The 11933-nt window shown below is 46.7% G+C and carries 12 protein-coding genes, 1 rRNA gene and 1 other RNA gene; all 14 read left to right on the forward strand.

The window, feature by feature from the left end; translation table 11 throughout:
* Positions 1-299 precede the first annotated feature (299 nt).
* On the forward strand, positions 300-1904 hold the full coding sequence (locus FHS17_RS29775; RefSeq protein WP_167283018.1) for a CTP synthase: 1605 nt from the start codon (positions 300-302) through the stop codon (positions 1902-1904).
* A 132-nt stretch (positions 1905-2036) separates the two neighbouring features.
* Positions 2037-2435 (forward strand): response regulator, encoded by a 399-nt coding sequence (locus tag FHS17_RS29780; RefSeq protein WP_132312442.1) that lies wholly within the window; start codon positions 2037-2039, stop codon positions 2433-2435.
* Between the two features lie 288 nt (positions 2436-2723).
* A complete protein-coding gene (locus FHS17_RS29785; RefSeq protein WP_167283020.1) occupies positions 2724-3983 on the forward strand; it encodes a UDP-N-acetylglucosamine 1-carboxyvinyltransferase in 1260 nt (419 codons plus the stop codon).
* A gap of 97 nt (positions 3984-4080) precedes the next feature.
* Complete coding sequence (gene rho, locus FHS17_RS29790; protein ID WP_167283022.1) at positions 4081-5445, forward strand: transcription termination factor Rho; 1365 nt, start codon at positions 4081-4083, stop codon at positions 5443-5445.
* 24 nt (positions 5446-5469) lie between these two features.
* The gene (locus tag FHS17_RS29795; RefSeq protein WP_167283024.1) at positions 5470-6723 is read left to right on the forward strand and encodes a radical SAM family protein; all 1254 of its coding nucleotides are present in this window, start codon (positions 5470-5472) and stop codon (positions 6721-6723) included.
* Positions 6724-6831: 108 nt separating this feature from the next.
* Positions 6832-7029: a 50S ribosomal protein L31 gene (rpmE, locus tag FHS17_RS29800; RefSeq protein WP_167283026.1), complete on the forward strand. Its 198-nt coding sequence runs from the start codon at positions 6832-6834 to the stop codon at positions 7027-7029.
* A gap of 78 nt (positions 7030-7107) precedes the next feature.
* Positions 7108-7542, forward strand: coding sequence for a hypothetical protein (locus FHS17_RS29805; protein ID WP_167283028.1), 435 nt, complete (start codon positions 7108-7110; stop codon positions 7540-7542).
* Between the two features lie 60 nt (positions 7543-7602).
* Positions 7603-7870, forward strand: an RNA gene (ffs, locus tag FHS17_RS29810) — signal recognition particle sRNA large type.
* Positions 7871-8030: 160 nt separating this feature from the next.
* The gene (gene dnaX, locus FHS17_RS29815) at positions 8031-9806 is read left to right on the forward strand and encodes a DNA polymerase III subunit gamma/tau (protein ID WP_167283030.1); all 1776 of its coding nucleotides are present in this window, start codon (positions 8031-8033) and stop codon (positions 9804-9806) included.
* 30 nt (positions 9807-9836) lie between these two features.
* Positions 9837-10148 (forward strand): YbaB/EbfC family nucleoid-associated protein, encoded by a 312-nt coding sequence (locus tag FHS17_RS29820; protein ID WP_167283032.1) that lies wholly within the window; start codon positions 9837-9839, stop codon positions 10146-10148.
* A 111-nt stretch (positions 10149-10259) separates the two neighbouring features.
* On the forward strand, positions 10260-10859 hold the full coding sequence (gene recR, locus FHS17_RS29825) for a recombination mediator RecR (RefSeq protein ID WP_167283034.1): 600 nt from the start codon (positions 10260-10262) through the stop codon (positions 10857-10859).
* 148 nt (positions 10860-11007) lie between these two features.
* On the forward strand, positions 11008-11295 hold the full coding sequence (locus FHS17_RS29830; RefSeq protein ID WP_167283036.1) for a DUF2508 family protein: 288 nt from the start codon (positions 11008-11010) through the stop codon (positions 11293-11295).
* Positions 11292-11555 carry a pro-sigmaK processing inhibitor BofA family protein gene (locus FHS17_RS29835; protein ID WP_167283038.1) on the forward strand — a complete coding sequence of 88 codons (264 nt, stop codon included), beginning with the start codon at positions 11292-11294 and terminating at the stop codon, positions 11553-11555. Before FHS17_RS29830 ends, FHS17_RS29835 begins: the two co-directional genes overlap by 4 nt.
* Before the next feature lie 280 nt (positions 11556-11835).
* Positions 11836-11933 (forward strand): 16S ribosomal RNA (locus FHS17_RS29840); the annotation flags it as partial.

The following is an 11933-nucleotide window of genomic DNA, read 5'->3' on the forward strand; positions in this document are numbered from 1 at the left end:
TTCGGTTAACGTACCGCACAAGCAGCAATGGGTTACCTTTCATTTTTTGAAGGATGAATGCCTAAGCGGAATATAGCTTTCGCCGCTCTCTTGCGGTTAGCTAACGTTTAATAATATGCCAAATGAAAAGTGCCCCGTGAAGACGGGTGTCACTTTTTTTGTTTGTAGAAGTAAATTTCAGTAACCAGATTTAGGAATCCATAAACTGGATAGAGGGGTACAGTGCCTGCTAATCCATGTTTATTGTACAAATGGGAAAACCTAAACATAACCATAGGAGCTTGGAGGGTATTAGCAAAGTGACAAAATATATTTTTGTAACCGGTGGTGTCGTTTCTTCGCTCGGCAAAGGGATAACGGCTGCATCACTCGGTCGTCTGCTTAAGAACAGAGGTCTTAAAGTAACGATCCAGAAATTCGATCCCTATATTAACGTTGACCCGGGAACGATGAGCCCGTACCAGCATGGTGAAGTATTCGTAACGGATGACGGCGCGGAGACAGACCTTGACCTTGGGCATTATGAACGGTTTATCGATATTAACCTGACGAAGTACAGCAGCGTAACAACGGGTAAAATTTACTCGAACGTTATTTCCAAAGAACGCCGCGGTGAATACTTGGGCGGAACGGTGCAGGTTATCCCGCATATTACGAACGAGATCAAAGAGCGCGTATACCGCGCTGGTAAAGAAGCTGGCTCGGACGTTGTTATTACTGAAATCGGCGGAACAGTAGGCGATATCGAAAGCTTGCCTTTCCTTGAAGCTATCCGTCAGATTAAGAGTGATATTGGACGTGATAACGTGATGTACATTCACGTAACACTGATTCCATACATCAAAGCAGCGGGCGAAGTGAAAACAAAGCCGACACAGCATAGTGTAAAAGAACTACGCAGCATTGGTATTCAACCGAACGTTATCGTATGCCGTACTGAACATGCGCTGTCGGAAGATCTGAAGCGCAAAATCGGTCTGTTCTGCGACATCGACGCTAATGCCGTTGTCGAATGTCTCGATGCATCGACATTGTATGAAGTACCTCTTATGCTTCGTGAGCAAGGTCTCGATGATATTGTCGTTAACCACCTCAAGCTGACGACGAACCAACCGGATATGACGCAGTGGGAAGAAATGGTCGAGCGCGTGAAGTCGCTGCATAAAACGACTGAAATCGCCATTGTCGGCAAATACGTTGCTCTGCATGATGCATACCTTTCCATTGTAGAGGCTCTTGGACATGCTGGTATCGACGCAGATTCCGAAGTGAAGCTTCGTTGGGTAAACGCGGAAGAGATCGACGACGAGAATGTCGGAGAAGCTCTTAATGGCGTACATGGTATTCTTGTACCGGGCGGCTTTGGTGATCGTGGTATTGAAGGTAAAGTGACTGCAATTCGTTATGCACGTGAACAACAAATTCCATTCTTCGGTATTTGCCTTGGTATGCAGGTTGCTGTTATCGAATACGCACGTAATGTAGCAGGCTTGTACAACGCAAACAGTGCAGAGATCAATCCTTCAACGCCATATGCAGTTATTGACCTGCTTCCTGATCAAAAAGATATTGAAGATATGGGCGGAACGATGCGTCTTGGCCTCTATCCTTGTAAATTGAAGCCAGGTTCACTTGCTTCTGTAGAATATAATGATGAACTGGTATACGAACGTCATCGTCACCGGTATGAGTTTAACAATGAATATCGTGAGCGTATTGAATCGGCAGGACTTCGCATTTCTGGTACTTCCCCTGACGGCCGTTTGGTCGAAATGGTGGAGCTGCCTGAGCACCCATGGTTCCTTGCTGTTCAATTCCATCCGGAATTCACATCCCGTCCGAATCGTCCACAACCGCTCTTCCGCGGATTTGTGCGTGCTGCTTTGAAGTACTCCGGACAATAAGAACACCCGTTCTAATAAGGAATGTTTCAATTTTTTTATTGGAAAAGCAGGATAATGTGCCTCTCCGCGCGAATATATTAACGATTATGGAAGAGTTGACCAGTTGTCGCTCGAGTCGCGGGAGGTAATATCTTGGAGAAGAAGAAGCTATTGATCGTTGATGATCAGAATGGCATCCGAGTGCTTCTAATGGAAGTATTCAGCAGTGAAGGCTACAATACTTTCCAAGCTTCAAACGGTAGGCTGGCACTGGAAATTGTGAAAGCTGAGAATCCTGACCTCGTTCTGCTCGACATGAAGATTCCGGGGATGGACGGACTTGAAATTTTAAAGCATGTGAAAGCTATTAATCGTGAAATTAAAGTCATTATGATGACCGCATACGGCGAGCTCGATATGATCAAGGAAGCAACTGATCTGGGTGCTGTGATGCATTTCACGAAACCGTTTGATATCGATGAAATGCGAATCGCGGTTAATATGCAGCTTCACGGCGGCAATTCCAACAACCGCTTTGCGGTAGGGTCCTAAGGGACCCTTTTTTTCTGCCCATATGGAAGACCTTCACGTGGTATCCCTGCTTCTGTAAGGGAAATACCATTCCCTGTCCCGTTATGGTATAATAGCTCAGAATATAAAGTCTAATAGACCTGATAATAGCTTTGTAATCAATACAAATTCGCTTCTGTACTTTACGAAGCGTACTAAATAGGAGCATAGGATGACGAACCGCTTCATCACGGCGAGTGTGTTAGTATAAACCTCGCACGCTAGGCGGTTTTCCTATGTTTCTTCCTAGTCACGGGAGGACTACATTTGATGGAGAAATTGATGATACGTGGTGGACGTCCACTGCGGGGCACCGTCCAAATAAGCGGAGCAAAGAACAGTGCCGTCGCTCTGGTTCCGGCTGCTATATTGGCAGAATCAGAAGTGGTATTGGATAATTTGCCCCATTTAAGCGATGTTGTCGTATATAGTGAAATCCTGGAGGACCTGGGCGCAGTAGTAAGCTGGCAAGGCGATATTATGAGAATTGATCCTTCCCGCCTTGAGTCAAAGCCGATGCCTAACGGTAAAGTGAAGCTCCTTCGGGCCTCTTATTATTTGATGGGCGCCATGCTGGGGCGTTTTGGGGAAGCGATTATTGGATTACCAGGCGGCTGTAACTTCGAGCCAAGACCAATTGATCAGCATATCAAAGGCTTTGAGGCACTAGGAGCAACCGTAACAAATGAGCACGGCTCCATGCGTATTCACGCAAAAGAGCTGCGCGGAGCGAAGATTTATCTTGACGTTGTTAGTGTTGGGGCAACTATTAATATTATGCTTGCGGCCTCGCGGGCCAAAGGCTCTACAATTATCGAAAACGCGGCAAAAGAGCCTGAAATTATAGATGTAGCAACACTTCTTAATTCAATGGGAGCTCGCATCAAAGGGGCTGGCACGGAAACGATCCGTATTGAAGGGGTCGATAGCATGCATGGCTGCCGTCATTCCATTATTCCTGACCGCATTCAAGCGGGTACGTACATGATTGCCGCTGCTGCAACACGTGGTGACGTAACTATCGATAACGTGATTCCGAAGCACATGGAAGCCATGACAGCAAAGCTGGAAGAGATGGGCGTAACGGTTCATGAGATGGATGAATCGATCAGAATTATTGGCGCTCCAGAATATTCAGCTATTGATGTGAAGGCACTTGTATACCCGGGCTTTGCAACGGATTTACAATCGCCGATGACGACGCTTCTGACGCAGGCAAAAGGCGTAAGTATCCTGAGTGACTATGTATACAGCAACCGTTTCAAGCATGTACCTGAGCTGAACCGGATGGGCGCGGATATTCGTGTTGAAGGGCGTTCAGCTATTATCGAAGGCGGAGAGTTGTTTGCTGCAAAAGTGAAAGCTGCTGATCTGCGGGCTGGCGCCGCGCTCGTTATTGCTGGCCTTACTGTGAAGGAAGGCATTACAGAAATCACCGGTGTAGAATACATTGACCGCGGTTACGACAATCTTGTTGATAACCTGCGCCGTTTAGGTGCAGATGTTTGGCGTGAGACAGAGGAAGCTTAATTCCAGTATTTATGCGCCTTCTATGGATCAAGACGAATAGAAGGCGCCATTTCGGGTATATAATGATAGCTAAAACTGAATACAAAGTGGTGAGAATATGACAGATCTTCAGATCGCTGATCTCGAAGAATTGAAGCTGACCGAATTATACAAATTAGCAAAGCAGTATCAAATTCCGTACTATGGCCAGCTGAAGAAGAAGGAATTGATTTTTGCAATATTACGTGCACAAGCGGAAAAAAGCGGCCTCATGTTTATGCAGGGTGTACTTGAAACCTTACCAGAAGGCTTTGGCTTCCTTCGGCCGATCAACTATTTGCCTAGCAAAGAAGATATTTATATCTCTGCTTCGCAGATTCGAAAGTTTGATTTACGTACCGGAGATCTTGTATCTGGCAAATGCCGGCTGCCGAAAGATTCGGAGAAATACTTTGGCCTGCTTCAGGTAAATGCAGTAAATGGCACAGATCCTGTACAAGCGGCCGAAAGACTTCATTTTCCCGCTCTGACCCCTCTTTATCCACAGAAAAAACTCGTGCTGGAGACGGCATCTTCCAAACTTTCTACACGAATTATGGATTTGCTTGCACCTGTTGGTCTTGGCCAACGTGGACTAATTGTAGCGCCGCCGAAAGCGGGCAAAACCCTGCTGCTTAAAGAAATTGCGAACAGTATTTCGACTAATCATCCGGATATCGAGTTGTTTGTATTGCTTATTGATGAACGTCCAGAGGAAGTAACGGATATGCAGCGTTCTGTGAAGGGCGAAGTTATTGCCTCTACGTTTGATGAAGTGCCTGAAAATCATATCAAAGTGGCCGAGCTTGTTCTTGAGAGAGCACTGCGTTTAGTGGAACATAAGAAAGATGTTGTTATATTGCTCGACAGTATTACACGACTTGCACGTGCATATAACCTTGTTGTTCCTCCATCTGGCCGTACGCTTAGCGGCGGTATTGATCCTGCAGCTTTCCATCGTCCGAAGCGTTTCTTTGGTGCAGCCCGCAATGTGGAAGAGGGCGGCAGCTTGACAATCCTCGCGACGGCCTTGATCGAAACAGGCTCGCGTATGGATGATATCATTTATGAAGAATTTAAAGGTACCGGCAATATGGAGCTGCATCTTGACCGGAAGCTTGCAGAACGTCGTATTTTCCCTGCGCTTGATATCCGCAGATCGGGTACAAGACGTGAAGAGATGCTTTTAACGAAAGAAGAACTGGATAAATTATGGGTTGTGCGCCGTAATATGACCGATACACCTGACTTTGTTGACGGGTTCCTGAAGAAGCTTGCTGACTCTAAGACCAACAGTGAGTTCTTGATGTCGCTTGATACAATAGAGGAAAAGTCAACGCCGAAACCTCAGCAGTCGAGGACAAGCGCGGGAACAGGTACGGGAATCAAAAGCAGCGCAACAACTGGAAGGCGGCCAGCGCCGCGCACAACGCACGGCTCTTAGCGCTGCTGGAAGGAGGACATCAAGATGAATCTCGTATATGCGGATGAGCAAGGCAATGTGTTTGATCATCCTGACTATATTGCGCTTGGGCGCAGTGGCGATATGATCGTCGAACTGATGGAGGAAGAGCTGATTCCGTTGCCGCGGGGGGCTACCCTGGTAGGACTGCCGCATACGCGGCCGGTCTTTATTGAGCCTGACACAGGTGAGATGAAGATGCTCTCCGGCAATTATCAGGCGGTTGGTGCTTTACTGCCGCAAGGGTTTACCCGGCTGGCTCTGCCAGGCTACGTGAAGACGGATAAGAACGAGAAGTTTCCGTTATTCGGCTATACTTCAGTCGTTTGGAAAGACGGCGAATTTTATGTAGCCGCGGAGCAAAGCGATGATCCGTACAAGTGGGATCCGCTGAACTGCGACCGTGGTGAAGTTCGCAGACAGGTGGAGCGATTAACTTCGAAATATCCGGAGAATCGTTTGTACAAGCATTTGTCTAACTGCGCGCTTGGTTATGAATGCTTAACTTCGTCGAATACGTTCCTGCAGCGTTGGGAGGGTGGCGTTCCTGTCTCCTATTCCTGTAATGCTGGATGTTTCGGCTGTATTTCCGAGCAGCCGGACGACAGTGGTTTTGTTGCACCGCAGACGCGTATGAACTTTAAGCCTACGGTGAATGAGATCGTGGAGATTATGCTGGAGCATCTGAAAACGCCGGAATCCATTATCAGCTTTGGCCAAGGCTGCGAAGGCGAGCCTTCTACGCAAGCCAAAATTATTGTGGAAGCGATGAAGATCGTCAGAAGTCAGACGAAGCTCGGCTACATCAATATCAATACAAATGCAGGTCTGACTGATTTCATGCGCGCGATCGTAGACGCAGGACTTGATCTTATGCGGGTCAGCACAATTAGTGCACTTGACGAGCATTATAACGCCTACTACAAGCCGCGTGCTTACACTTTAGCTAATGTGGAGAAATCGTTAAAGTATGCAACTGATAAAGGTGTATACACTTCCATTAACTATCTCATATTCCCTGGTGTCACGGACCGTGAGGAAGAGATTGAGGCGATGATCGGATTTGCGAAGCGGACAGGCTTAAAGCTGATCCAAATGCGTAATCTGAACATTGACCCGGAGAGCTATTTGAACTTGATCCCACCTGCAAAAGGCGAGATCTACGGTATGAAACAAATGCTCGAAATATTCCGTGAGGAGCTGCCAGATGTAGTGATTGGCTCCTATACACATCTCCCTCCTGCGGCCATGCGCAAGTAGCTGGGAAAACATCGGCATTGCATGAGTGATATGGTCGTGCTATAATCCGAGATGTGAGATTTTAACTCTGGATCCGCATGTGGTTCAGGGCAGAAAGAGGTGAACGAGATGAAACAAGGTATTCATCCGACATACCACGTATCCAACATCACTTGCGCTTGCGGTAACTCATTCGAGACTGGTTCGATCAAATCGAATCTTCGCGTAGAGGTTTGTTCCGTGTGCCACCCATTCTTCACGGGTAAGCAAAAGTTCTTGGATGCAGGCGGTCGCGTCGATCGTTTCAAAAAGAAATACGGCATGTAATATTATCTGCCTCGGCTTAATTTGGCAGAATAAGAAAACCTCCCTTAGCCATCCTATGGTTAAAGGGAGGTTTTTTGATTGCTTACCAAAAGAATGCTAAGACGCAAGCTGCGAGTATTGTTTATGGGCTTCGCAGTACCTGCTTTAATAGTTGTAAGCTTATCGGGCTGTGCTGCTGATGGCGTAAACAATGGTCATCGCTCAAATAACCAGAAGGTTGAGACTTATGGCCATGATGGATATATGGGCTACTCCAACAGCAATCCTAACCTGCCTAATAATCTTACTTTCCTCAATTATGATTCGGACAGGAAGTTTATAGGCCAAGTACTGCAGCCAATCGGTGGTATTAAAGACAGCCGGGTTTCCTTTAATGGAGAGAACCTCAATGTACACATAACAGCGGACTCGAAACTTACGAATAAGCAAATTCAGGCGCTTGAAGCAAAGGCTCAGAAAGCTGTACAGTTCAACATGCCGCGGTATCATGTCAAAGTGACAGCGTCACGTTAGATTGGACTGCCACTATCCTACGGTTGCGATTTATGCTGGGATGGGCTATACTTAGTTTTGCCGTGCTAGATGGGGAGTTAGCGGTGCCCTGTAACTCGCAATCCGCTTTAGCGAGGTTGAATTCCTGCTTGAGGTTATGTGATGCAGGGTTTGGCGCTTGCAATCAGTGTTGACAGTTGGGTCCTCCGCAATGGACGCTTGTGAACCCGGTCAGGTCCGGAAGGAAGCAGCCGTAAGCAAGTTTGTTCATGTGCCGGGGGAGTGCCTGACTCGAGCTGAGACGCAAGAGTGCCGCCTGGATCGCATGTTATCGAGGGCAGGTGCACGGTACACATTATTTTCATAGAGTTAACTGAGGAACACCAGCGATGTGGTTCTGCTTTCTTTGAAGCAGATGCCTAGAATGCAGGTGTTTTTGTTTTGCATATAGAAATCATGTTGTATAATAGAAGAACAAAGAATGAATTAACCGAAGGGAACGTAAACGCGTGAGTCATATTGCATTATATCGTGCCTGGCGTCCGCAGACGTTCCAGGATATGGTCGGACAACGGCATATTATACAAACGCTGCAGAATGCGATTCGAGAGAATCGTGTCTCGCATGCCTATTTATTTAATGGACCCCGAGGTACGGGGAAAACAACAGCTGCCAAAGTACTGGCGAAAGCAGTAAACTGCGAACGTGGTCCAGCGGAAGAGCCATGTAATGAATGTGATGCTTGCCGCGGGATTACTGCCGGTCATATTATGGACGTTGTTGAGATTGATGCGGCGTCAAACCGGGGTATTGATGAAATACGGGATATTCGAGATAAAGTTCGATACGCCCCGTCTGAAGTTCGTTATAAAGTGTATATTATTGATGAAGTTCATATGCTTACCTCTGAAGCCTTTAACGCCTTACTCAAGACATTAGAGGAACCTCCGGGTCATGTTATTTTTATATTAGCAACAACTGAGCCTCATAAACTTCCTGCGACAATTATCTCACGCTGCCAAAGATTTGATTTTCGTCAAGTGTCGCTTGAGGAACAAACGGAGCGCCTGCTTGAGATCTGTAAGGAAGAGGGTATTGAGGCAGAGGATGATGCCATCTCTTATATCGCCCGATTATCCGAAGGCGGTATGCGTGATGCTATAAGCCTGCTAGAGCAAGTTTCTGCTTTCGGCGGTTCCAGAATTACGCTCGATGGAGCTGTAGATGTAACAGGAGGAATGGCGGCGGATCAGTTCTATGCACTGGCCGAAGCCATTAGAGATCGTAATGTAGCTGCTATTATGCCGCTCGTAGAAGGTTTGACGCAGGCCGGTAAAAGCGCGGATAAATGTATGGAGAACCTGATCTTTTATTTCAGGGATCTGCTTGTGCTTAAGCTGGCACCTCAAGGTACGGTGACCGAGCGTGTTGTAGATGCAGAGCGTTTCCAGGAGATGGCCGAAGCCTTTAGTTCTGAACGGTTATTCCGGATGATAGACACGCTTAATGGTTACCAGTCCGATATGAAGCATGCTTCTCAGCCTCAAACTTTATTTGAGGTCGCACTGATGAAGATTTGCACGATTGGTAATGAGAGTAGTGCAACTGCTGGAGGGTCTGCTTCATCAGCCTCCCCGCCTGCTGCCTCAGCTGAGGTGAATCGTTTACGTCAGCAGGTCGAGGTGCTAGAACGGAAGCTGGAACAGCTTATCCAAAATGGTGCGGCTATCGCCGGAGCTGCCAGCGCTGCTGATGGTGGAGCAGCACGTCCCGCTGTTAATCAGTCCCGTCGAAGCGGCGGATTTGGTGGTGGTAACGGGGCGGCGATCAGTAGAGCCACGGTAAAACTCGATCCTTTCGTGGCATCTGCAGGAAGTCCAGGTACAGGACAGATTCGGATGAAGTGGAACGAAGTGCTTCAACGGGTCAAGGAAGCCAAGATTACCGTACATGCTTGGTTTGTTGATGGAGAACCAGTGTCAGCAACAGACGGTACGGTGCTTGTAGCCTTTAAGAATACAATGCACCGTGAGACGACCGAACGGCCCGCACATCGGGAGATTATTGAACGTGTTATCCAGGATGTAATGGGCAACCCGTTGAAGCTAGCTACGTGTATGCTGAAGGAATGGCAGAGCGCCAGCAGCCGTTCGGGAGAGCAGCAAGGTGAAACGCTGGAATTACAGCCGGATGCGATTGACACCGGGGAGGAACAGCGTCCACAATGGGTAGAGGAAGCAGTAAAGCTCTTTGGTGAGGATTTAGTTGTTATCAAGGAAGATTAGTTAGTTAACTATAACGATGAGGTGATAAGCATGAATAACATGAACCAAATGATGAAGCAAGTTAAGAAGATGCAAGAACAAATGATGAAAGCACAAGAAGAACTTGTTAACAAAACAGTTGAAGGTACGGCTGGCGGCGGCGTTGTAACGGTAGTTGCAAATGGTCATAAGAAAATTATTAGCATCACGATCAAACCTGAAGCGGTTGATCCGGATGATGTAGAAATGCTGCAAGACCTTGTTTTGACTGCAGTTAACGACGTTCTTACTAAAGTAGACGAAATTGCGAACCAAGACATGGGCAAATTTACAGGCGGTATGAAAATTCCAGGTTTGTTCTAAGGTTAGTTGCCGGAGAACCATTTTATATAAAGCTATAACGTATGCTGACTGACGCCGCCGTAAGGGCGGCGTCAGCCGTTTACGCTAGAGGATTGAAAGGAGCTGCGCGTTTTGTTTTACCCTGAACCGATAGCGAAGTTGATTGATGCCTTTACGCGCCTCCCGGGTATTGGACCAAAGACGGCCGCAAGGTTAGCTTTTCACGTGCTTCGCATGAAAGAAGATGATGTTATTGATTTCGCTAAAGCGCTTGTTAGTGTGAAGCGGAATTTAACGTATTGCTCGGTTTGCTGCAATATTACGGATACGGATCCTTGCCGGATCTGTCAGGATAAGACACGGGACAACTCAGTTATCTGCGTAGTGCAGGAGTCCAAAGATCTCGTTGCTCTGGAACGGATGAAGGAATTCCAAGGGCACTATCATGTCCTGCAAGGTGCAATTTCGCCTATTGAAGGTATTGGTCCTGATCAGATCAAAATTGCCGAGCTGCTTCGCCGCTTGAGTGATGAGCGAGTGCAAGAGTTGATTCTGGCGACAAATCCAAATATCGAGGGAGAAGCGACAGCAATGTATCTTTCAAGGCTCGTTAAGCCATTTGGCATACGAGTTACACGAATTGCTCATGGTCTGCCAGTTGGCGGCGATCTCGAATATGCCGATGAAGTCACCTTGTCCAAAGCACTGGAAGGTCGCAGAGAACTAAACTAAATACAAGTAACGTTAAAGAGCCGTCTTCCCCTTTAGGGAGGGCGGCTCTGTTTTGTTTTCTGGCGATTATCCGTTCTAAACCTGTCCATGTCTCTATACATATATAGAAATGCCTTGTCCTAACGGACAAGTGAGGAGGCGATGTGCGATGGGCAAAAGTCAGCATACAGGTGATCTTGCATTAATAAAAACTCAAGTAAAGCCAATTCCACAAGTAGATACAGTAGAATGGAGCGAGCATTTACGGGCTGAAATTGCTGAAGCACATAATGAGTGGGTAAATGCTAATCGTTTCTTTAATGTCGCTGTTGGACAAGATCAGATCGACTATGCCATTTATGCTTTAATTACAGCTGAGAAAAGATACGAAATGCTAATTCGAATCGCCAAGCGCACATGCAGCGTATGGCCAGCATGGAGAGGAGCATTGCAATGAACATGATATGGCTTGCTATACTTGTTTTATCTTCTGTCGCTTTGGTTGCTGTTCTTGTTAGACAGCGCTTGTCTTTGGCATGGGTTCGAGGTTTTGCGATTAATTTCGTACTTGCTGCTGTTGTCTTGTATGTATTAAATTTCTCGGGATTAATTCCGAACATATATATTCCCCTTAATCCGGTTACAATAGGTACTGTTGTCGTACTTGGTGTTCCAGGCATTGCTCTCATTGCCGGCGTACAATACTTGATTGTATGAAATCGAGAAGTTTTTTGAATCAAGGGTTGACCTTATTGTTTGATTCATGGTATATTACTTCTCGCGCCAAGTGCAAGGGAAAACAAGCTTCAAAAAAAGATTTAAAAAAGAACTTGCAATCAACTAGGCAACTGTGATATATTATAAAAGTCGCCGCTGAGAAAAACGGTCGACGAACTCAAGAGAAATTGTTCTTTGAAAACTGAACAACGAGCAAAACTGCCCCGTTAGAAATAACGGAAAAAGCGATAAAAACAAGTTTGAGCAAGTCAAACACCATTTCATGGAGAGTTTGATCCTGGCTCAGGACGAACGCTGGCGGCGTGCCTAATACATGCAAGTCGAGCGGATCTTTTCCTTCGGGGAAAGATTAGCGGC

The sequence above is a fragment of the Paenibacillus lupini genome (assembly GCF_011761355.1).
Classification (GTDB): domain Bacteria; phylum Bacillota; class Bacilli; order Paenibacillales; family Paenibacillaceae; genus Pristimantibacillus; species Pristimantibacillus lupini.